Annotated in this window: 15 protein-coding genes and 1 pseudogene; 7 read left to right on the top strand and 9 right to left on the bottom strand. The window is 69.4% G+C overall.

Annotated elements, in window-relative coordinates:
* Window positions 1-153: 153 nt before the first annotated feature.
* The 5 genes from IEZ15_RS29515 to IEZ15_RS29495 all read right to left on the bottom strand — a co-directional run bounded on the left by IEZ15_RS29515 (window position 154) and on the right by IEZ15_RS29495 (window position 9,195).
* The gene (locus IEZ15_RS29515; RefSeq protein WP_189280117.1) at window positions 154-1,935 is read right to left on the bottom strand and encodes an ABC transporter ATP-binding protein; all 1,782 of its coding nucleotides are present in this window, start codon (window positions 1,933-1,935) and stop codon (window positions 154-156) included.
* Window positions 1,932-3,824: an ABC transporter transmembrane domain-containing protein gene (locus IEZ15_RS29510; protein WP_189280116.1), complete on the bottom strand. Its 1,893-nt coding sequence runs from the start codon at window positions 3,822-3,824 to the stop codon at window positions 1,932-1,934. Before IEZ15_RS29510 ends, IEZ15_RS29515 begins: the two co-directional genes overlap by 4 nt.
* A gap of 188 nt (window positions 3,825-4,012) precedes the next feature.
* Window positions 4,013-5,467 (bottom strand): Gfo/Idh/MocA family protein, encoded by a 1,455-nt coding sequence (locus IEZ15_RS29505; protein ID WP_189280115.1) that lies wholly within the window; start codon window positions 5,465-5,467, stop codon window positions 4,013-4,015.
* A 239-nt stretch (window positions 5,468-5,706) separates the two neighbouring features.
* A complete protein-coding gene (locus IEZ15_RS29500) occupies window positions 5,707-8,658 on the bottom strand; it encodes an FAD-binding and (Fe-S)-binding domain-containing protein (RefSeq protein WP_189280114.1) in 2,952 nt (983 codons plus the stop codon).
* A 93-nt stretch (window positions 8,659-8,751) separates the two neighbouring features.
* Window positions 8,752-9,195, bottom strand: coding sequence for a MarR family winged helix-turn-helix transcriptional regulator (locus tag IEZ15_RS29495; RefSeq protein WP_189280113.1), 444 nt, complete (start codon window positions 9,193-9,195; stop codon window positions 8,752-8,754).
* Between the two features lie 130 nt (window positions 9,196-9,325).
* Here IEZ15_RS29495 and IEZ15_RS29490 point away from each other — a divergent pair, with 130 nt between their 5' ends.
* Both IEZ15_RS29490 and mltG read left to right on the top strand, forming a co-directional pair.
* Window positions 9,326-11,131 (top strand): ABC transporter ATP-binding protein, encoded by a 1,806-nt coding sequence (locus tag IEZ15_RS29490; protein ID WP_114243222.1) that lies wholly within the window; start codon window positions 9,326-9,328, stop codon window positions 11,129-11,131.
* Window positions 11,132-11,517: 386 nt separating this feature from the next.
* Window positions 11,518-12,366, top strand: coding sequence for an endolytic transglycosylase MltG (gene mltG, locus IEZ15_RS29485; RefSeq protein WP_189280112.1), 849 nt, complete (start codon window positions 11,518-11,520; stop codon window positions 12,364-12,366).
* Window positions 12,367-12,378: 12 nt separating this feature from the next.
* Here the strand turns inward: mltG and IEZ15_RS29480 are convergent, their stop codons facing one another.
* Together IEZ15_RS29480 and IEZ15_RS29475 are read right to left on the bottom strand one after the other, a co-directional pair.
* Window positions 12,379-13,521 carry an NAD(P)-binding domain-containing protein gene (locus IEZ15_RS29480; RefSeq protein ID WP_189280111.1) on the bottom strand — a complete coding sequence of 381 codons (1,143 nt, stop codon included), beginning with the start codon at window positions 13,519-13,521 and terminating at the stop codon, window positions 12,379-12,381.
* A 115-nt stretch (window positions 13,522-13,636) separates the two neighbouring features.
* A pseudogene (locus IEZ15_RS29475) lies at window positions 13,637-13,954 on the bottom strand (alkanesulfonate monooxygenase); the annotation flags it as partial.
* 362 nt (window positions 13,955-14,316) lie between these two features.
* On the opposite strand from IEZ15_RS29475, the gene IEZ15_RS29470 reads away from it, so the two are divergent.
* The 3 genes from IEZ15_RS29470 (at window position 14,317) to IEZ15_RS29460 (ending at window position 16,758) form a co-directional block, all read left to right on the top strand.
* The gene (locus IEZ15_RS29470) at window positions 14,317-14,739 is read left to right on the top strand and encodes a secondary thiamine-phosphate synthase enzyme YjbQ (protein WP_189280110.1); all 423 of its coding nucleotides are present in this window, start codon (window positions 14,317-14,319) and stop codon (window positions 14,737-14,739) included.
* Between the two features lie 583 nt (window positions 14,740-15,322).
* Window positions 15,323-15,787, top strand: a complete 465-nt coding sequence (locus IEZ15_RS29465) for a hypothetical protein (protein ID WP_189280109.1) — start codon at window positions 15,323-15,325, stop codon at window positions 15,785-15,787.
* Between the two features lie 101 nt (window positions 15,788-15,888).
* Window positions 15,889-16,758, top strand: coding sequence for an alpha/beta fold hydrolase (locus IEZ15_RS29460; RefSeq protein ID WP_189280108.1), 870 nt, complete (start codon window positions 15,889-15,891; stop codon window positions 16,756-16,758).
* 262 nt (window positions 16,759-17,020) lie between these two features.
* Here IEZ15_RS29460 and IEZ15_RS29455 read toward each other — a convergent pair whose 3' ends face one another.
* Window positions 17,021-17,230 carry a hypothetical protein gene (locus IEZ15_RS29455; protein ID WP_189280107.1) on the bottom strand — a complete coding sequence of 70 codons (210 nt, stop codon included), beginning with the start codon at window positions 17,228-17,230 and terminating at the stop codon, window positions 17,021-17,023.
* A gap of 181 nt (window positions 17,231-17,411) precedes the next feature.
* On the opposite strand from IEZ15_RS29455, the gene IEZ15_RS29450 reads away from it, so the two are divergent.
* Entirely contained in the window at window positions 17,412-18,671 is a 1,260-nt protein-coding gene (locus tag IEZ15_RS29450; RefSeq protein WP_189280106.1) for a hypothetical protein, read from the top strand.
* A complete protein-coding gene (locus IEZ15_RS29445; protein ID WP_189280105.1) occupies window positions 18,662-19,768 on the top strand; it encodes a hypothetical protein in 1,107 nt (368 codons plus the stop codon). The genes IEZ15_RS29450 and IEZ15_RS29445 overlap by 10 nt, the downstream gene beginning before the upstream one ends.
* 1 nt (window position 19,769) lies before the next feature.
* On the opposite strand, the gene IEZ15_RS29440 is transcribed toward IEZ15_RS29445, so the two are convergent.
* Window positions 19,770-21,332, bottom strand: a complete 1,563-nt coding sequence (locus tag IEZ15_RS29440; RefSeq protein WP_189280104.1) for a mucoidy inhibitor MuiA family protein — start codon at window positions 21,330-21,332, stop codon at window positions 19,770-19,772.
* Window positions 21,333-21,338: the final 6 nt, after the last annotated feature.

Below are 21,338 nucleotides of genomic sequence, written 5' to 3'. Positions count from 1 at the left end.
GAGATGGATGACTCGCGAGGCCGCATCGATGAGTTTTTGGCGCTTTGCCGTGGACGGAGCGAAAGCTCCGCCCCACAACTGCCCATCTGTTGTTCATTTCACGCGCGCTGTCCATCGAGACGCGGAACCTGCACAGGAGGCTTGCAGGCTTTCTCAGCCGTGCCAGGACCGCCACAGCGCCGCATAGGCGCCGTCCGCTGCCACCAGCTCGTCATGACTTCCCAGCTCGCTGATCCGGCCGCTTTCCACCACCGCGATCACATCCGCGTCATGTGCGGTGTGCAGCCGGTGGGCGATCGCCACGACCGTGCGACCGTCCAGCACCCGGGCCAGTGAACGCTCCAGGTGCCGCGCGGCCCGCGGGTCCAGCAACGACGTCGCCTCGTCCAGCACCAGCGTGTGCGGATCGGCCAGGACCAGCCGGGCCAGTGCGATCTGCTGGGCCTGAGCCGGCGTCAGCGCCAGGCCGCCGGAGCCGACCTCGGAGTCCAGCCCCTCCTGAAGGGCTCTCGCCCAGCCGTCCGCGTCGACCGCCGCGAGCGATGCCCACAGCTCGGTGTCCCCGGCGTCGGTACGGGCCAGCAGGAGGTTGTCCCGCAGCGAACCGACGAACACATGGTGCTCCTGGTTGACGAGCGCCACATGCGTACGTACGCGCTCCGCCTTCATCTGTGACAACTCCGCGCCACCGAGCGTGACTTCACCCGTACGCGGTGCGTAGATCCCCGCCAGCAGCCGGCCCAGCGTGGACTTGCCGGCACCGGACGGGCCGACCAGTGCGAGGCGCGTACCCGGTGCGACGTCCAATGACACCTTGTGCAGAACGTCGAGCCCGGCGCGGTAGCCGAAGTGCACCTCGTCCGCCCGGACATCACGGCCGTCCGGGACGACCTCCGCATCGCCCGAGTCCGGCTCGATCTCCCGTACGCCGACCAGCCGGGCCAGCGACACCTGCGCGACCTGCAACTCGTCGTACCAGCGCAGGATCAGGCCGATCGGGTCGACCATCATCTGCGCCAGCAGCGCACCCGTCGTCAGCTGCCCGACGGTGAGCCAGCCCTCGATGACGAACCAGCCGCCGAGCATCAGCACCGCGCCGAGAATCGTCACGTAGGTGACATTGATGACGGGGAAGAGCACGGAACGCAGGAAGAGCGTGTACCGCTCCCAGACCGTCCACTCCTTGATCCGCCGGTCCGACAGCGCCACCCGGCGCGCGCCGAGACGGTGCGCCTCCACCGTCCGTCCGGCGTCCACGGTCTCCGCCAGCATCGCGGCGACCGCCGCATATCCGGCGGCCTCCGAACGGTACGCGGACGGCGCCCGCCTGAAGTACCAGCGGCAGCCGAGGATCAGGACGGGCAGGGCGACCAGAACCGAGAGCGCCAGCGGCGGAGCCGTCACGGCGAGTGCGGTCAGCAGCAGCCCCGCCCACACCACACCGATCGCCAGCTGCGGCACGGCCTCCCGCATCGCGTTGGCCAGCCGGTCGATGTCGGTGGTGATCCTGGAGAGCAGATCACCGGTCCCGGCCCGCTCCAGCACGCCCGGCGGCAGCCCGACCGATCGTACGAGGAAGTCCTCGCGCAGATCGGCCAGCATCTCCTCACCGAGCATCGCGCTGCGCAGGCGCATCATCCGGGTGAACACGGTCTGCACGATCAGCGCGAGCGCGAACACCCCGGCGGTGCGCTCCAGATGCAGGTCGGTGACGCCGTCGGAGAGGTCCTCCACCAGCCCGCCCAGCAGATAGGGGCCGACGATCGAGGCGATCACCGCGATGGCGTTGAACGAGATGAGCACGGTGAACGGCCTGCGGTGGCGCCGCAGCAGCTCCCGTACATAGCTCCGTACGGTGGTGGGGGTACCGACCGGCAGGGTCGTAGCCGACTCCGGTGCGGCCGGGTCGTACGCCGGTTCAGCGACGCCGATCATGCCCGTTCCTCGACTTCCTCGATCGTCCTGATCGGATTGATCGCGTCCTGAGAGGTCAGGACCGCGATTTCGTCGTCCGTCTCGCGCGTCACGACTGCCCGGTAGCGGGGGTCCGTGTGCAGGAGTTCACGGTGTGCGCCGACCGTGACGACCGTGCCCCGGTGCACCAGCACCACCCGGTCCGCGAGGTCGAGCAGCAGCGGTGACGAGGTGAACGCCACGGTCGTGCGGCCCTGGCGCAGTGCCTTGATTCCGGCGGCGACCCGGGCCTCCGTGTGCGAGTCGACGGCGGAGGTCGGCTCGTCGAGAACCAGCGCCTCCGGGTCGGTCACCAACGAGCGGGCCAGAGCGAGCCGCTGGCGCTGGCCGCCCGAGAGCGACCGGCCGCGTTCGGTGATGCGTGTCGTCATCGGGTCGCCGTCCGTGGCGACGGACGCCTGCGCCAACGAGTCCAGCACATCGCCGCACCGGGCGGCGGACAGCGCGTCCTGCGCGGTCACCCGGCCGGACGACGGAACGTCGAGCAGCTCGCGCAGCGTGCCGGAGAGCAGTACCGGGTCCTTGTCCTGGACCAGTACGGCGGTCCGCGCCGAGTCCAGCGGGAGTTCGTCCAGCGGTACGCCACCGAGCAGGACGGACGGGATCTTCTGCTCGGACGCGGCGTCGTCCGTGGAGTCGCTTGCTCCGTCCTCCGTGGAATCCTCCGCGCCGTTCCCGACCCCGCCCGAGTCCGCGTCTCCATGCGCGTGTCCGCCGAGACGTTCGGCCAGCCGGCCCGCCTCGTCCGGATCGCCGCAGACCACCGCGGTGAACAGGCCGGCCGGGGCCATCAGCCCGGTGACCGGGTCGTACAGATCGCCGGTCGGTGTTGCGTCGACGGTCGACGGCCGGTCCGTGCGGTGCAGCGACAGCACCCGGACCGCGCGCTGGGCGGAGGGCCGCGAGAAGGAGTACGCCATCGCGATCTCCTCGAAGTGCCGCAGCGGGAACAGCAGCAGTGACGCCGCGCTGTACACCGTGACCAGCTGACCGATCTCGATCCGGCCGTCGCGGGCCAGCGTCGCCCCGTACACGACCAGCGAGATGAGCAGCACGCCCGGCAACAGCACCTGGATCGCCGAGATCAGCGACCACATCCGCGCGCTGCGCACCGCGGCCTCGCGGACCTCCTGCGAGGCGCGCCGGTAGCGGCCCAGGAACAGCTCCTCGCCACCGATCCCGCGCAGTACCCGCAACCCGGCAACAGTGTCCGAGGCCAGTTCGGTGGCCTTGCCCGCCTTTTCGCGCTGGAGGTCGGCGCGCCGGGTGGCCCGGGGGAGCAGCGGCAGCACGGCCAGTGCCAGCAGCGGCAGGGCGAGTGCCACCAGGACGCCCAGCGACGGCAGATAGAGGATGAGCCCCACGCAGATCAGTACGAGCGCGGCAGCGGCCGCCGCGAAGCGGGAGAGCGCCTCGACGAACCAGCCGATCTTCTCGACGTCGCCGGTGGACACCGCGACGACCTCGCCCGCGGCGACCCGGCGGGTCAGAGCCGCGCCGAGCTCCGCGGTCTTACGGGCCAGCAGCTGCTGTACGCGTGCTGCGGCAGTGATCCAGTTGGTGACGGCGGTCCGGTGGAGCATGGTGTCGCCCAGCGCGATCAGCACACCCAGGACAGCGATCAGGCCGCCCGACCACGCGAGCCGGCTGCCGGAACGGTCGACGACCGCCTGCACGGCGAAGCCGACGGCAGGCGGCAGCCCGGCAAGGGAGCACTGGTGCAAAAGGCCCCAGGACATGGACTTGAGCTGGCCGCGCAGCTGATTGCGGCCGAGCCAGAAAAGGAAGCGTGGGCCTGACCGGACATCGGGATCGCCTGGATCCGGGTACGGAAGATCGCGAATCTGCATGACGTCCCATGGTTCGGTTTGTTCAGTGAATGACTCAAACCGTGCAAGGTTCGCCCCGGGACATCCGTCGGAGCAATAGGTTTTCTCCAGGAACGGCACTTATCGCGCCATGGTCACGATGCGGGCCGGGGAGCTGCTGCGGGGCCGGCTCGACCGGAGCAGGCCCCGCAGCCCGTCGTGCCGGCCCGTCAGGCCTTCTCCGGATTCTCCGAGTCCATGCCGGAGCGGGCTTTCTTCCACTCGCCGCGGGTGAAGTCCGGAATCTGCTGCGGCGCGCCCTTCGCCTTGATGGACAGATGGCTGAGCGGAACGGGTGACGTCCAGGTCGCCGCGTCGTACACATCGAAGTCGGGGACGAGGCCGAGCCGCATGCACTGCATCAGCCGGAACACCAGCATGTAGTCCATACCGCCGTGACCGCCGGGCGGGTTGGCGTGTTCCTTCCACAGCCAGTGGTCCCACTGGGCGTACTTGGCGAAGTCACCCCAGCTGTCGTTCGTGTGGTCGGGCTCGATGTAGATACGGGCCGGGTAGTCCTCGAAGACACCCTTCGTACCGCCGAGACTGTTGATCCGCGAGTACGGATGCGGAGTGGACACATCGTGCTCCAGCCGGATGACCCGTCCCTTGGCGGTCTGGACGAGACTGATCGTCCGGTCACTCTCGATATAGGTCTCCTTCCAGCTCGGATCACCGGCCGGCATGTTCTTCTCGCGGTACTCGGCGAGTCCCAGGGAAGGGGATCCGACACTGGTGATGCTCACCGCACGGTCGCCGCGGTTGATGTCCATGTAGTTGGCCACCGGACCGAACCCGTGGTTGGGGTAGAGATCGCCCCGCAACCTGGTGTGCCACAGCCTGCGCCAGGGACCTTCGTAGTACCCCGGGTCGAACATCAGGCCGCGCAGATCGTGGTTGTACGCGCCCGCGCCGTGCAGCAGATCACCGAAGAGACCGGCATGTGCCATGCGCAGCACCCGCATCTCGTTGCGCCCGTAACAGCAGTTCTCCAGCTGCATGCAGTGGCGTCTGGTGCGCTCGGACAGGTCGACCAACTCCCAGAGCTGGTCGAGCTGGAGAGCGATCGGACACTCCACGCCGACATGCTTGCCGTTCAGCATGGCGGTCTTCGCCATCTCGAAGTGGAAGTCCCAGGGCGTCGCCACATAGACGAAGTCGATGTCCCCGCGCTTGCAGAGATTCTCGTAGTCGTCCTCGCCGTTGGTGTAGACGGCGGGCGCCGGCTGACCGGCGGCGGTCACCTTCGCCGCCGCCCGTTCGGCCTTGGCCTTGACCGGGTCGCACACGGCGACCACCTGTACGCCGGTGACGGCGAGGAAGAGATCGATCATGCTGCCACCGCGGTTGCCGAGGCCGACGATGCCGACCCGGACGGTGGAGCGCCGGTCGAACGGCACCCCTACCATGGTGCGCCCCTGGCGCTTCGGAGCGGCCGCCTGCGCCTCGGGAGTGGTCTCCGGGCTCCGGGTGGGGGTGGCAGCGGCCGCGGTGCCGCTGCCGAGACCGCCGAGTCCGAGCCCGGCACCGGTCACTGCGGCGGTCGTCCACAGGACCGAGCGGCGGCTCATCGAGCCTTCGTCGCCGTCCTGCGTACCGTCGTCCTGCTGTGCTGCGTCGTTCATCGATCCTCCGGAAGGGGGGTCTGACGTGCGCGGCTGGTGAATGAACCTCGGTAAGGACCTTGGTAGTTGGGGCTGCTGATGCGCAAGGGGAGTGATTGGACTTCTGCTTCGAAACCATGGACTTTTGTGCCCATGCAAAAGCCGGGCGGGCTCGGAAATGAGCCCGCCCGGCTATGTGAGGGCATCACCAGGCCGGTCGGGCGGCCGAGGACGAATCGGCCGCGGGACGGGCCCGGTGATCACCGCACCACAGCGCCCGGTCGCGTGGCCCGCTCCAGCTCGATCAGCACCGAGTAGTACGACTGCCCCGTGGCCCGGTCCATGCCGATCTCGCACATCCGGTTGGCCGAGAGATACGCGTCGTACTCCCGCGCATTCACCTCGGCGGCCTCCTTCGCCGTCGCGGAGGCCGTCAACTCCTTGTGCAGCATGCCGCGGTCGCCCGCGAAGGCGCAGCACCCGGCGTCGTCCGGGATCACGACCTCCTCCGCGCAGGCCTCCGCGACCGTGCGCAGCTGCTCCACGTCGTCCAGATGCTGCATGGAACACGTCGGATGCAGGACCGCTGAGTCGATCTTGCGGAGGACTGTCAGCTCAGGAAGCAGTTCGTCGGCCGCCCAGACCAGGGAGTCGACAATGGTCAGCTCCCGGTGCAACTCCCGGTTGTCGTCGGTGAGATAGGGCACCACCTCATGGGCGATGCCCAGCGTGCACGACGAGGCGTCGACGACCAGCGGCAGCTTTCCGCCCGCCGTCCAGCCCCAGGCCGCTTCCACGATGCGGTTGGCCATCACGGCATTGCCCGCGTCGTAGCCCTTGGAGTGCCAGATCGTCGCGCAGCAGGTCCCCGCGACATCGTCCGGGATCCACACCGGCTTTCCGGCGCGGGCGGAGACGGCGACGACGGCCTGCGGCAGCGACGGGCCGCGATGGCCTTCGGGACCGCCGAAGATACGGTTCACACACGCGGGGTAATAGACAGCGCTCGCCCCGACACGGGAGGTGCGGGGCAGCTTCCGGGCGGCGGCGCCGGGGATCTCGGGCAGCCACTCGGGCACCAGATCGGGGCGCACGGCCTTGCGGGCGAGCCCGGTGAGGGTCTCCAGCGGCCCGTCACCGATCCGGTCGCCGATCCGGTCGGCCGCGGCGACCGCGAGCCGTGCCGCCGCCTCCACCGCCTTGAAGTTCTTCGCGGTGAGCGCCGCGATCCGCTCCTCGCGCGGCGAGTGCCGCTGGTGGCGGAAGTCCTTCATCATGGCGCCGGTGTCGATGCCGACCGGGCAGGCGAGCTTGCAGGTCGAGTCGCCCGCGCAGGTGTCGACGGCGTCATAGCCGTACGCGTCGAGCAGCTGCGCCTCCACAGGTGAACTGTCCGGCTGCCGCATCATCTCCCGGCGCAGCACGATCCGCTGGCGCGGAGTGGTGGTCAAGTCCTCGCTGGGACACGTCGGTTCGCAGAAGCCGCACTCGATGCACGGGTCGGCGATCAGCTCGACCCTGGGGATGGTCTTCAGCCCGCGCAGATGGGCCTTCGGGTCGCGGTCGAGGACGATCCGGGGCGCCAGCACTCCGTCGGGGTCGATGATCTGCTTCGTGCGCCACATCAGCTCGGTCGCCTTCGGGCCCCACTCCAGCTCCAGGAAGGGGGCGATGTTACGGCCGGTGGCGTGCTCCGCCTTCAAGGAGCCGTCGAATCGCTCCACCGTCAGCCGGCAGAAGTCGTCCATGAACGCGGCGTAGCGGTCGACATCGGACGGCCTCGCCGCGTCGAAGGCGAGCAGGAAGTGCAGATTGCCGTGCGCCGCATGGCCGGCGACGGCGGCGTCGAAGCCGTGCTCCGCCTGAAGTCCGAGCAGGGCCTCGCAGGCATCGGCCAGCCGGGAGGGCGGCACCGCGAAGTCCTCCGTGATCAGCGTCGTACCCGAAGGCCGGGAGCCGCCGACCGCGGTGACGAACGCCTTGCGTGCCTTCCAGTAGCCGGAGATGACCTTGGCTTCGCGCGTGAACTCATTGGTCACCGAGGCAACGGGGGCGACCAGGTCGAGACCCGCGACGACGGTGGCCGCCGCCCGCTCGTACGCCTCCTGGCCCGCCTCGTCCGGAGCCCGGAACTCCACCAGCAGTGCCGTGGTCTCCTTGGGCAGCTCGGCCCAGTCCGCGGGCACGCCCTGGACGCTCACCGACGCACGCAGTGTGTTGCCGTCCATCAACTCGACGGCGATCGCCCCCGCCTCGTTGAAGCGGGGCACGGCGGCCGCCGCCGCGGTCAGGGAGGGGAAGAACAGCAGGGCGGTGGAGATGCGGCGGTCCAGCGGCAGTGTGTCGAACACGACCTCGGAGATGAAGCCGAAGGTGCCCTCGGAGCCGACCATCAGACCGCGCAGGATCTGTACAGGCGTCGAGCCGTCGAGGAAGGCGTCGAGCCGGTAGCCGTTGGTGTTCTTGATCTCGTACTTGGCACGGATCCGGGCGGTGAGCTCGGAATCCGCCTCGATCTCCGCCTTGAGGGCCAGCAGTGCCTCGCACAGCCGCGGCTCGGCATGGGCCAGGTCCTCGTCCGCTGCCGGATCCGCAGTGTCGACGACCGTGCCGCTCGGCAGTACGAAGGTGAGGGAGGAGACGGTGCGGTACGAATTGCGGGTCGTTCCCGCGGTCATTCCGGAGGCGTTGTTGGCGACGACTCCGCCGATCGTGCAGGCGATGGCGCTGGCCGGATCGGGCCCCAGCAGCCGGCCGTGCCGGGCGAGGGTGGCGTTGGCCCGCAGGACTGTCGTACCCGGCCGGATGCGGGCCTGCGCGCCGTCGTCCAGAACCTCGATGCCCGCCCAGTGCCGGCGCACGTCGACGAGGATGTCCTCACCCTGGGCCTGGCCGTTCAGGCTGGTGCCGGCCGCCCGGAAGACGACCTCGCGGCCCTTGCCGTGCGCGTACGACAGGATCGCCGAGATGTCGTCGATGTCCTCCGGGACCACGACGACCTGGGGGACGAACCGGTAGGGACTGGCATCGGAGGCGTACTTCACCAGGTCGGAGACCTTCCACAGCACCTTCTCCGGCCCCAGCAGGTCGATCAGCTCGCCGCGCAGCGGTTCGGGTGTGCCCGGAGCCTGCCGGTCGGGGACCCGGTCCAGGGACGGTGCACGCACCGCACCAGGGCGGAGTGCTTCCGGCTTCGGCTCCAGCAGTGGCATGTCGAGACTCCTCGGCGGTTCGGTTCGGTACTCGGTACTCGGTACGGCGACGGCACACGCAGCACCCATCCGGTCTACGCGTGTCCGACAGGTTCAGCAGCGGCGCTCCGGCATTCCGTTGACCAGGGCGGACAACAGCCCGCCGAGCACCTCGCGCTGATCGGCGGTCAATGGGGCCAGGATCTCCTCTGCGGCGGCCCGGCGCGCGTCGCGCAGCGACCGGAGGGTGGCGAGGCCCTCCTCGGTGATTTCGATACGGACCACCCGGCGGCTGTCCGGATCGGGAGCGCGACGCACCCGGCCGCTCGCCTCCAGGCCGTCGACCAGACTGGTCACGGCACGCGGTACGACATCCAGGCGCTGCGCGAGGTCCGCCATCCGGGGCGGCCCGTCGTAGTGCGCGACGGTGCGGAGCAGCCGGAACTGTGCGGGAGTTATGCCGATCGGCTCCAGCTGGCGGCTCTGAATCCGCTGGAGCCTGCGGGTCACCCGCAGCAACTGCTCGGCGAGCACGCCATCGGCGTCGGAGGAGTCCATGAGGGGAACAATATCAGGACCCTGTGCATTGTGAACATAGGTAACAATGAGCTATGCTCTCAAAAGCTCGAGTCCCCGGCCTGAGTCCCCAGTCCGAGTCCTCGCTGTCGCGCGCCCGACGAAGGAGCCCATGAAACCCGACGAAATCACCTGGACACCCCCGCCCCGGGACGGGAACCGCCCGCCCGCAGAGCTGCGCCGCATCCTGCGCCTCTTCCGTCCCTACCGAGGCCGGCTCGCCCTGGTCGGGCTGCTCGTCGGCGCCTCGTCGCTGGTGTCGGTCGCCTCACCGTTCCTGCTGCGCGAAATCCTGGACACCGCCATCCCGCAGGGGCGTACGGGGCTGCTGTCGCTGCTCGCCCTCGGCATGGTCCTCACCGCCGTGATGAACAGCGTCTTCGGTGTCCTGCAGACCCTGATCTCCACCACGGTCGGCCAGCGTGTCATGCACGACCTGCGCACCGCGGTCTATGCGCAGCTGCAGCGGATGCCGCTCGCCTTCTTCACCAGGACCCGCACCGGCGAGGTGCAGTCCCGCATTGCCAACGACATCGGCGGCATGCAGGCGACCGTCACCTCCACCGCGACGTCACTGGTCTCCAATCTCACCGCGGTCGTCGCCACGGTCGTCGCCATGCTCGCGCTCGACTGGCGGCTCACCCTCGTCTCGCTCCTCCTGCTTCCGGTCTTCGTCTGGATCAGCCGCAGGGTCGGCCGTGAGCGCAAGAAGATCACCACCCAGCGCCAGAAGCAGATGGCCGCCATGGCGGCCACGGTCACCGAGTCGCTCTCCGTCAGCGGCATCCTGCTCGGCCGGACGATGGGCCGGGCGGACTCCCTCACCAAGGGTTTCGCCGAGGAGTCCGAGAAGCTGGTCGACCTCGAAGTGCGCTCCAGTATGGCCGGGCGGTGGCGGATGTCGACGATCGGCATCGTCATGGCCGCCATGCCCGCCGTCATCTACTGGGCGGCGGGCATGGCCCTGCAGACCGGCGGCCCCGCTGTCTCCATCGGCACGCTCGTCGCCTTCGTCTCGCTTCAGCAGGGTCTCTTCCGGCCCGCCGTGAGTCTGCTCTCCACGGGGGTGCAGATGCAGACGTCCCTCGCGCTCTTCCAGCGGATCTTCGAGTACCTCGATCTGGAGGTGGACATCACCGAGCCCGAGAACCCCGTCCGGCTGGAGAAGATCCGGGGCGAGATCCGCTTCGAGGACGTCGACTTCAGTTACGACGAGAAGAACGGCCCGACCCTCAGCGGCGTCGATGTGACCGTGCCGGCCGGTGGCAGCCTGGCGGTCGTCGGACCGACCGGGTCCGGCAAGTCCACGCTCAGCTATCTGGTGCCCAGGCTCTACGACGTCACCGGCGGCCGGGTCACGCTCGACGGTGTCGACGTACGCGATCTGGACTTCGACACCCTGGCGCGGGCCGTGGGAGTGGTCTCTCAGGAGACGTATCTCTTCCACGCCTCGGTCGCCGACAACCTGCGCTTCGCCAAGCCGGATGCGACCGACGCGGAAATCGAGGCAGCCGCCCGTGCGGCGCAGATCCACGACCACATCGCCTCACTGCCCGACGGCTACGACACCCTGGTCGGTGAACGCGGCTACCGCTTCTCGGGCGGCGAGAAACAACGCCTTGCCATCGCCCGTACGATCCTGCGCGACCCGCCCGTCCTGGTGCTCGACGAGGCGACGAGCGCCCTCGACACCCGCACGGAATTCGCCGTGCAGGAAGCGATCGACGCACTCTCCGCGGGACGCACCACCATCACCATCGCCCACCGGCTCTCCACCGTCCGCGACGCCGACCAGATCGTCGTCCTGGACGGCGGCCGAACCGCTGAGCGCGGCAGCCATGACGAACTCCTCCAACAGGACGGCCGCTACGCCGCTCTGGTCCGGCGAGACACCGAACTGGCCCCCGCGCCAAGCTGATCGGCGGGGTCGGGCGTGCCCCTGCCGAGGCCGTACACGCGGCGACGCCGCCGCTCCCGTGGGACGGGGAGCGACGGCGCCGGGCGGTGCAATGGTCAGATGAGCCAACCCACGAAGTGGACGATGCCGGCGAGCAGGTTGGTGATGAGGTTCATCCGGTGTTTCTCCTTGTGCATGGTGCATTTGTGGGACTGCGCAGTCGCGGTCTGCAGCCCGTCGCTTGCGCCCTGTAATCATCATCTGCCGCAGGGGAGTTGAGCAACGAACAGCGAAACGATCACGCGTTCCAGCGAACACCCGATCCCCTGTTCGTGTGTTCTGTTCTTGGGGGTGTGCGTTCGTGTCGTCCAAGTGGGGATTTCCGGACGGCGGTATAGCGTGCCCGCATGGTGAACGACCCCCCGGACACCCCGCCCCGTCGCACTCTCCGCCCGACCCGGCGCGGTCGTCTGGTGCTGCTCATCGGTATCGGCATCGTCCTCGTCGTGGCAGCGGCTGTCCTCGTACCGCTACTGACACGGGGACCGAAGGTCGAGCGGGCTCGCCCGCTCGTGATCCCCGAGGGGTGGCGGGCGTCCCAGGTGTACGCCGCAGTCGACAAGACCCTGGCCGTGGCATCCGGCACCACCGAGAAGGCAGCCGACGCGGCAGACCTGCCGCTTCCGGCCGAGGCGAAGGGCAATCCCGAGGGTTACCTCTTCCCGGCGACGTACCCCGTCACCTCCGACTCCACCCCGCAGGGCCTGCTCAGGTACATGGTCGACACGGCGGTCAAACGCTTCGGCGCGGACCACATCACCGCAGGCGCGCGGCGCAACGGCGTCTCGGTGTACCAGACGGTGACGATCGCAAGCATCGTGCAGGCCGAGGCGGACACCGAGGGCGACATGGGCAAGGTCGCCAGGGTCATCTACAACAGGGTCGACCGGGGCATGCCGCTCCAGATGGACTCCACACTCAATTACGCGCTCAACCGCAGCACCCTGGTCACCACCACCGGCGACACGAAGATCGACAGTCCGTACAACAGCTATGAGCGCAAGGGACTGCCGCCCACACCCATCGGCAACCCGGGCGAGCAGGCCATGACGGCGGCGATCACCCCCACCCCCGGACCGTGGCTGTACTTCGTCACGGTCGCGCCGGGGGACACCCGCTTCACCGGGAGCTACGCGGAACAACAGAGAAACGTGGAGGAGTTCAACCGCAACCGCCGCAGCGCGTCCGGCGGCTGAGCGGCTGCGCCGTCACATCACGGCCGGCATGAGCTCCTCGTCCGTCCTTGTTTTCGTCTCCGCTCCGGTCTCCGCCCCGGCCTTGTCCAGCAGTCGTGTGATCGCACGCACCGCGGCCCGCCCCGCCCGGTTGGCGCCGATCGTGCTGGCGGACGGCCCGTACCCGACGAGATGGATGCGCTCGTCCCGTACCGCCTGTGTGCCCTCGACCCGGATGCCGCCGCCCGGCTCGCGCAGTTTCAGCGGCGCGAGATGATCGATGACGGCCCGGAACCCGGTCGCCCAGAGGATGACATCGGCCTCGACGGTCCGGCCGTCGTCCCACGCGATCCCGGTCGGCGTGATCCGGTCGAACATCGGCAACCGGTCGAGCACCCCCTCATCGCGGGCGCGCCGGATCGCGTCGGTGAGCGGCAGCCCGGTCACGCTCACCACACTCTGCGGCGGCAGCCCGCGCCGCACCCGCTCCTCCACCATCGCCACGGCGGCCCGCCCCTGGTCCGCACCGAACGGCCCCTCCCGGAAGACCGGCGGCCGACGCGTCACCCAGTACGTCCCGGCCGCCACCTCGGCGATCTCCATCAGATGCTGCGTACCGGAGGCGCCGCCGCCCACCACGACCACGCGTTGCCCGGCGAACTCGGCGGGTCCCGGGTAGTTCGCGGTGTGCAGTTGCCGCCCCCGGAAGGTCTCCTGGCCCGGGTAGCGCGGCCAGAACGGCCGGTCCCAGGTGCCGGTGGCGTTGATCAGGGCACGGGTGGCGTAGGTACCCTCGGACGTCTCGACGAGCAGCCGCCCGCCGTCGCCCTCGCGCACGGCGCTCACCTCGACCGGCCGGTGAACCCGCAGGTCGAAGGCGCGCTCGTAGGTGTCGAAGTACTCACCGATCACCTCCGAGGAGGGCCGGCTGTCGTCGGCTCCGGTGAGTTCCATGCCGGGCAGCGCGTGCATGCCGTGGACCTTGCCGTATGTCAGCGAGGGCCAGCGGAACTGCCAGGCGCCGCCGGGCCGCGGGGCGTGGTCGAGCACGACGAAATCACGGTCGGGCTCCATTCCTGCGCGTCGCAGATGGTAGGCGCCGGACAGTCCTGCCTGTCCGGCGCCCACCACGACGACATCGACCGTGTGCGTTGCGGCCACGCCAAAGTTGTTCACGCTTCTACCAACTTCTTCGGGGGTGAGGATCTTCCCGCGATCTGTAGCGGTTCCCTCACACCGGCCGACGCACCGGCCCACCGGCCCGGCCTTCCGGCTCACCGCACCACCTGGCTCAGCGTCCACCGGCGATCAGCAGCGGAGCCCCGCCCGGCGCGGACGCCGGCCGGCCGTTCGCCGCGGGGGCACCGAGCAACGGCGACGCCGGTACGGTCGACAGCAGCCCATGCGCCGCCAGCTCGGGCGTCACGCCCTCGCCGAACCAGTACGCCTCCTCCAGGTGCGGGTAACCGGACAGCACGAAGTGCTCCACACCCAGTGCGTGGTACTCCTCGATCCGGTCGGCGACCTCCGAATGACTCCCGACCGGCGCGGTGCCCGCACCGCCCCGCACCAGACCGACGCCCGCCCACAGATTCGGCGAGCAGTTCATGGACAGGGGGAGGCACACCCCGCCCACACGCGTGCGCGAACCGCTGCTGCCGCTACGGCACAGGGGCTACGACATGCGGTCGACGAGGCGGAATACGCCGGGGCACATGCGAACGGGCACGTACGGCAGCGGGAACGGGCGGCCGGAGAGCCCGGTCACCGGCGGGGGAGGTGCGCTGAAAAGACGTCAGCGGCCGCGACGACACGCGGCGGAAGTCACCCGCAGCAGGTCGATGTGACCGCGCGAAGTGAGCAGAGCTGAGCGGAACATGGCGCTGAACGTAGCGATCCATGGCTGAAGCGGTCGATGGTGTCTTGGCACGCGGACGCGTGATCTCGCCGCAAGAGCGAGAGGATGGACGCATGCCCCACGCCTTCACCACCAGCGTCCTGCACATCACCACCGGATCGACGGAGACCGTCACCGACCTGACGCACGACTGCGAACAGTTCCTCACCCGGACCGCAGCGGCCAGGGACGGCCTGCTCAACATCTTCGTACCACACGCAACCGCCGGCATCGCCATCCTCGAGACCGGATCGGGCAGCGACGACGACCTCCTGGCCACCCTCCACACCCTGCTTCCCGCCGACGACCGCTGGCAACACCGGCACGGCAGCCCCGGCCACGGCCGCGACCACGTGCTCCCCGCCTTCGTCCCGCCGCACGCGACACTGCCGGTGATCGGGGGGCGGCTGGAACTGGGGACGTGGCAGTCGGTGTGTCTGGTCGACACGAACATCAGCAATACGGACCGCCAGGTGCGGTTGAGCTTCCTCGGCTAGTCAGTTGCTTCGGTGGGACTGTAGAGGGGAAGCCCGGCCGCACCAAATGAGTAGCGCGCGTAGCTGCCACATGGTGTGTGAAGGCGGCTGGCAGGTTCTTCGTGTGCTGGTGGTACACGATCCGCACCTGAGTTGACCAGCGAAAGACGGTCTGTGGTCGGGACTTGGCCCGGGAATGGCCCGGATCTCGGGGCAGCTTAGGGTTCGGTGTCGGCTGCAACCCCGCCCGGGCGGGGTCCGCACGGCCTGCTTGCGGAAGCCGCAGCCAGTATCCGCCCGCTCGACGCCAAGGCGCTCTGCGAGGGGTGCTGGAAGCGCACGATGAAACCCGTCAAGGTGTTCGGCGCGCTGCCGCATCCTCGACCGGCGTGGACGCAGCATCGGGCTCCTGCCTCTGAACTACTGGGCGGACCCTGGCCGACCGCCGGGACATCGGTGGCTTTCTGGCCAGGGGCACGCCCGGACCGACCTGTCGTCACGGTTGTCAGGGTTCCGGCTGCCACGCGAGCACATGGTGGTCGGTCCGCTCCGCGCAGGAGTGACCTGCCCGCGCCCAGGGCATCATCCACGCAAGGGGGTGCCCGTGAGCGGGAATACGAGTGAGCACGACAAGACGCTTGAGGTCATCGAACTTCGGATGAAGGAGTACGACTCCCTGCGGTCCGAGGTGGTGCAGAGGATCGGGGCACGACAGCAGCTGGCTGGATATGCCGGCGCGGCGACCGCCATCGCCGCGACGCTCGGTAGCGGCCTGGGGCTCTGGCGGATCCTCGTGGTGGGGCTCGTGCTGTTCATCGCTTACCTGTATCTGCGGGACAGCAATGACGGCATCCAGAGGCTTGGGACGCACCTACGGGCCATCGAGAACGACGTGAACGATCTCGCCCGCAGCGTATACGGGCGGGACGTCCTCTCCTGGGAGTCCGGAAGGCAGGTCCAGCGGAACGGAGAGAAGAAGCTCTGGAAGGCGATCGGGCGCTTCGGAGGCTGGCACCACGACGATCCACGGGTGAGGATGCCCGCGCCACGCGAGGAATCCGAAGATTAGTCCGGCAGTCGGACTCCTCGTCGCCCCATTGGGGCTGAGTGGCGTCTGCGGCTCGCTCACGGCACGTATCCGCCCGGACCGGGTGCTTATCATGCTGTTCCATGAGCCAGTTGTTGAGTTTGGAGGCCCCGGACCACGCACGTTCGGTGCGCCTCTGTACGGAGCGAGGCATCTTCGCCGCCCTGGATGTCGAACCCGCCGGGCACGCTCTTTCCCGGGCGACGGCCCTGTTCGTGCCTGGTTTCATGGGCAGCAAGGAGGACTTCCTCCCCATGCTGCCCGCGCTGAGCGACGCGGGCGTACGCGTAGTGGCCGTCGACTGCCGAGGCCAGTTCGAGACCGGTCAGGCGTCGCCTGACCCTTCTTTCTCTCGTGCCGACCTCGCGAGCGATCTGGTGGCCGTCGCCCGGTGCGTCGACGCCGGTCCTGTTCATTTGCTGGGTCACTCGTACGGGGGGCTCGTCAGCCGCGCAGCGGTCCTCGCCACCCAGGGGGACCCCGCCCTCTGGGCGTCGCTCACATTGATGAACTTCGGCCCCGCCGGGGTTTCCTCCTGGCAGCAAGAGCGCCTGAATCTGCTGCTCTCCGTCATCGACTCGATGACTCTTGCCGACATCTGGCCCTTCGTGCGGAGCGGCGACGCCCTCGTGCCCGAGGACGTCGAAAGCTTCCTGGAGCGCAGGTGGCTGAGCAACAGTCCATCGCAACTGGCGGCCGTGGCTGAGCACATGCTCGAGGAGACGGACACGACGTCAGAACTGGCACGACTGTCAGTTCCCCTGTCCGTGATCTCGGGGACTCCCGATGAGACCTGGGCGCCCGACGGGGTCGAACGGATGGCCCGTGAACTGGGAGCCAGATTCGTCAGGATCGAGGGCGGCGGACATTCCCCCAATGTGCACATGCCCGCAGAAACGGTTTCCGCCCTTCTCGATTTCTGGCTGCCCCGGCAGAGCACGGTAGCCGCCTGACTTGCGGCTCCCCGGCCCACGAGGCTGCCCGCGCCGTCTCGCGGGTGGGGCCGCCGGCCTCGTCGGTACGCCCCGGGTGGACCGCACCCGCGTGTATGGCCGGGACCGGGCACGGCGACCGGATCACGCAGCGATCCGTGCCTCCGTGCCTCATCGGCTCGGGCAGGCTGGCAGGGCGTCCGCGGTAGGGACCACGATGCCGAACAGGTCGGTGACGGCGGTCAGGGCGGCGGCCTGGAGGGCGGCGTCGGGCAGGACGGTGTCAACTGCCGTGCGACGCCGAGCGCGACGTCCTCGCCCACGTCAGCAGTTGGACAGGGGTGCGGGCGCGTGGCGCGGAGTCCGCCACCGCGTGGTCGGGTCGGACGACTGCGGGCCCGGCCAGGAGCAGCGGGACGAGGGCGAGCGCGGGTACCCCGCGCCGCACGAAGCGGTTGATCAGGACGGTGGTTGTACGGGCGGGGATCGGCACCCGAGACCTGCCACACCGGCGCCGCGTGGAACATCACCACAGAAACGATCGTTCGGCTCGCCCGGATGGCGGACGGTGCAGCCTGCGCCAGGAGGCCCGCCCGTACGGCTCTGATAGGTTCCAGGCCTTGATCCGCCGGTGATGAATTGATTCTGCCGGCAGTGCTGGGGAGGGGGGCTCCGTGGGTTGGGTGCCGTCATGGTTGCGCAAGCCGCTGTTCATAGGGCTGCCGCTCGTGTTGTTGGTCACCGGGGCGGTGCTCTACTTCGGCGTCGACCGTTCGGACAGCAGCGGTCATTCGGTGGCGAACCGGGCGCAGTTGAAGCGTGCCTGTGCCGGACTCCTGCCGTACGAGGAGCTGCGGGGCCTCGTGCCCGACGACGTTGCGGGCGAGGTGAGCCAGTACGGCACCATGCTCCAGCCCGATCAGGAAAGCCGCTCCCTGGTGAACTGCTCCCTCACCTGGCCGGGGCATGGGTCGGTGCGGGTGCGGGCCGTCGCGCTCATTTCCCGGTTGCCGTCGACGGTGCGGGCCGAGGACATCCTGCCCGGCGGTGACGACGAGGGATACGAGGCGCCCGGAGTCACCGGCAGGGTGGGCGAGGACGGGCGGACGTGGGTCGTCGCCGAGTGCCCCGGAGGGCTCGAGGGCCGGGTCCGCGAGGTGTCCGGGATGTATGTCACAGCCGTTGTCGATCTGCCCGTTCCCGACAAGGGGAAGCCGGCCGGGTATCTCGCGGACTTCCGTACCGCCGTCCAGGTCGCCAACGGAATCGCCGCGGCCCAGAAATGCGGTGGCTCCCCGCTGAAGATGCCTACGAGGGTCATCGACACGTATGAGGCCCATGTCACCAAGGACGCGGACGGGGGCAACATGAGGGTCACAGGGATCGACGTGCCGGGCCTGGGCGTGAAGAAGTGCCGTGAGCTCGGCAAGCGCGCGGGCTTCCCCGGTACGTGGACCGCCAGCGGCGATCTGCAGGACTCACGGCTGCTGAGCGTCTGCGAAGCCACCATCCTGGACCGCGAGGACCCGATGGACACTGATCCGACTCCACCCGACGGTGCGGTCGTCAATGTCTCGGCGGCGAGTTGGGCCGGGCCGCTCAGCGAGTCCGCCAACGGCGCGTACCACCGTACCGGTGACAGCTTCGCCTTCCGAGAAGGGGCGCGGACAAAGGTCATCCCCCAATCGGAGCCGCACGAACTCGCCCTGTGGGCAGGGTCGGAGTGCGCCGCGGGCACCACGTACCACCGTGTCACCGTCCGCACGGAGCCGTCCGATCTCAGCGAGTACACGCTCAGCGAGGCAGAGCGGACCAAGTTCTCCAAGGGCGCCCGCAAGCTGATGGACAGCTATCTCGCCGACCCCGACGGCTGGCCCGGGCAGCAGCGCTGCCATGACACCAAGATCCTTGGAGAGGTGGAGGGATGGCGGTGAGGCGGATCGTCCTGCGGTCGGTCGTCGCTCTGGTCGCAGCGGCCGTTGTCGTCGCCGGGTATCTCCAGGTGCACGGCGACTTCCAGCGCTGGAGCGACGAGTCGGCGCTCGACGGAGCCTGTGACGGCCTGCTCGACCGGAACGCGGTGCGTGGCGTCCTCGGGCCGGGAGCCGTCGAGGTCGAGAACGAAAGAAGCGGTGCGGGCCTGGTGGGCTGCGAGGTGCACGTCTACGGCGGCGGCATCGCCGAAATCCGTGTCCTCGACACCGCACACGTCGGACCGTCCCTGCTGCCCTCCCTCTACGCGGGATCGCCGACCGCGCCCGCCGTGCCGGTGGGTCACGGATGGACGGGGCTCTTCGGGGCCGCCCCCGACCGCTTCGGAGCGGCGGACCCCTTCAGGGCCGACGAGTACAAGAAGGTGACCACGAGCCTGGTCCTCGAGTGCACCGGGGAAAGCAGCGCCAAGGGTTTGTCCGTCACCGTCGAGACAACCCTCGACAAGGCGCTGGACAACCCGGCCGAACGACCGCAGTTCACCAGGATCGCCACCTCCACGGCGGCCGAGGCCTCGAAGGCCCGGCACTGCGGAGCCAAGCTCGGAAAGCCCATCGGCAGCCTCGGCCTGCCGGTGAACCAGGACGAGTACGAGCCGCTCCGCACGGCCGACGGAACCTGCTCCGGCATCCCCGCCGCACGCGGCGTGACGATCGCCACCGAGACCGCCCGCGCGGGCGCCCCGCACGAAACATGCCGGCTCGCCGACGCCGACAACAGCACACGCTACGAACTCGAAGCGGACTACGGCCCCTATGCGCAGGAGCGGTTTCTCGGCTACGAGGAGGAGTCCTATGACGACGTACCGAACACCGAGACACCCGCGCACCACCGCGACCCTGACGGCCGGGTGAGCTGGACGACGGCCAAGTGCCGCAGCGGACCGGCCCTGTTCACCCTGCACCCCTCGTTCGAGAGGGCGGAGGAGCGCAAGTACCCGAGAGGCAAGGCGGACCTCGCCTACGAACGTGCCGTACTCAAGGCTTTCGCCGAGCGCTCGGCGAAAGCCCACGGATGCTCCGCCCCGGTCACGCCTTGACTCAGAGCCCGGTGACCTTGGCGCTCGCCGACAGCTCGTAGACCAGGGTGACCGTACGGCGGCTGCCGGGCGGGAGGGCGACGTCCCAGCGGGCGATGCCCTCGGCGTCGACCGCGTCGGGCGCCGGGGAGCAGGAATCCTTGCGCAGGCGTATCTCCACCGCCGAGACCTCGGAGACCGGGATCCGCTCCCGAAGGACGACCACCCGCTCGTCGTGCTCCCCGGGGGCGGAGAACCGGGACAGGTGCAGCCGGACAGTGCGGGTGACCACGGTCCGCTGGGTGATACCGGCGGTGTCGCGGGACTCCTCGGCATGCCGGGCCACCCGGTAGTCGTCGCAGCTGCCGAAGGCCAGCTCGACGGGGGCGCCGGAGGCAGTGAAGTCCAGCGTGCCGCGGCCGCTGAATCCGCTGCCGCGGACCAGGTCCACGGGTCCGGGGAGCAGTGCGTGGCCGGACAGGTTGTCGAACCGCACCACCTGGGTGACCAGGGGGGACAACTCCGGTGAGCAGGCGTACTCACTGGGCGCGGCTGTGGTGAATGCGGAGAGCGGCACTCGGTGGGCGCGGCCGTCACCGGGCACCGAGACCGGCGCGGGGGATCTCAGCACCCGCGCCTCACCGCCGTCGTCCACCCCCGGCAGGCCCAGCACCGGGGCCGGGCCGAGGGTCCCGATCTCCTCCTCGCGCAGCTCGACGTCGACCGTGCGGCGCTCCGCCGCGGAGCGGTCCTTGAGCGTCAGCCGGTCCTCGCCCAGCCGTGGCGGATCGGTGGCCAGCGCCGAGCGGGCCGTCGACAATGTCAGCCGTACGTCCGACCAGTCCTCACCGGTGCGCTGCCAGACCATCGCGTCGGTCTCCAGTGTCAGGGAGTCCCCGTCGAGCACGGCCCGGTAGGCGGGCCGCCACAGCGCACACGGAGTGAGGTGGCTCAGGCGCAGCCCGACCGGCCCGGCGGCCGTGGACCCCACGGTCAACTCGATATGGCCGACCAGCTCGGCGGGCTCCTCCTCGGAGAGTTGCATGGCCCGCTGGATTTCCCCGAGTTCGACGGCCAGGGCAGCCAGCCGGGCTTCCACGGTGCGGAGTTGCTCGCCGTGCGCGTCGCGCTCGTCGTCCACCCGGTCCAGTTCGCGGGCCCAGCGGGGCTGTTCGGTCTCCCCGGAGCCGGCGCCTTCGCCGATCTCCCGCAGCAGATCGGCGGCGAGGCGGCCGAGCAGGTCAAGGCGGGCATGCAGCCGATCGCGTCGCTGCCCCAGGGCCAGCCGCTCCTCTTCGAGGGTGTGTACGCGGTGGCGCAGGGCGGAGTCGTCGTCGGTGGACGGCAGCGGCCCGCGCGGCGTCCAGCTGCGGACGATCCGCACGTCGAGCACGGTCGCGGGGTGATCGGCGGTCAGCTCGGCATGGAGGGTCCGGTCGACGGCCAGCGCACTGACCGGCCCGAGACGCAGCTGCTGGACGCCGGCTTCCAGGTCGAGCACGACGGTGCGCTCGATGTGGGCGCGATCCTCAAGGCACGTGACGGCGGTGACGGGGAGGGCGATCGGCTTCGGGGCCGTGGACATGGCGGG

The sequence above is a fragment of the Streptomyces atratus genome, assembly GCF_014648655.1.
Classification (GTDB): domain Bacteria; phylum Actinomycetota; class Actinomycetes; order Streptomycetales; family Streptomycetaceae; genus Streptomyces; species Streptomyces atratus.
Note: the sequence above shows the minus strand (reverse complement) of the source record. Positions and strands in the feature narration are given on the sequence as shown.

What these genes read in the sequence shown, in the direction of transcription:
- IEZ15_RS29515 (WP_189280117.1), bottom strand. Translation starts at nt 1,935, where the DNA reads ATGATCGGCGTCGCTGAACCGGCGTACGACCCGGCCGCACCGGAGTCG.
- IEZ15_RS29510 (WP_189280116.1), bottom strand. Translation starts at nt 3,824, where the DNA reads ATGCAGATTCGCGATCTTCCGTACCCGGATCCAGGCGATCCCGATGTC.
- IEZ15_RS29505 (WP_189280115.1), bottom strand. Translation starts at nt 5,467, where the DNA reads ATGAACGACGCAGCACAGCAGGACGACGGTACGCAGGACGGCGACGAA.
- IEZ15_RS29500 (WP_189280114.1), bottom strand. Translation starts at nt 8,658, where the DNA reads ATGCCACTGCTGGAGCCGAAGCCGGAAGCACTCCGCCCTGGTGCGGTG.
- IEZ15_RS29495 (WP_189280113.1), bottom strand. Translation starts at nt 9,195, where the DNA reads ATGGACTCCTCCGACGCCGATGGCGTGCTCGCCGAGCAGTTGCTGCGG.
- IEZ15_RS29490 (WP_114243222.1), top strand. Translation starts at nt 9,326, where the DNA reads ATGAAACCCGACGAAATCACCTGGACACCCCCGCCCCGGGACGGGAAC.
- mltG (WP_189280112.1), top strand. Translation starts at nt 11,518, where the DNA reads ATGGTGAACGACCCCCCGGACACCCCGCCCCGTCGCACTCTCCGCCCG.
- IEZ15_RS29470 (WP_189280110.1), top strand. Translation starts at nt 14,317, where the DNA reads ATGCCCCACGCCTTCACCACCAGCGTCCTGCACATCACCACCGGATCG.
- IEZ15_RS29460 (WP_189280108.1), top strand. Translation starts at nt 15,889, where the DNA reads ATGAGCCAGTTGTTGAGTTTGGAGGCCCCGGACCACGCACGTTCGGTG.
- IEZ15_RS29445 (WP_189280105.1), top strand. Translation starts at nt 18,662, where the DNA reads ATGGCGGTGAGGCGGATCGTCCTGCGGTCGGTCGTCGCTCTGGTCGCA.
- IEZ15_RS29440 (WP_189280104.1), bottom strand. Translation starts at nt 21,332, where the DNA reads ATGTCCACGGCCCCGAAGCCGATCGCCCTCCCCGTCACCGCCGTCACG.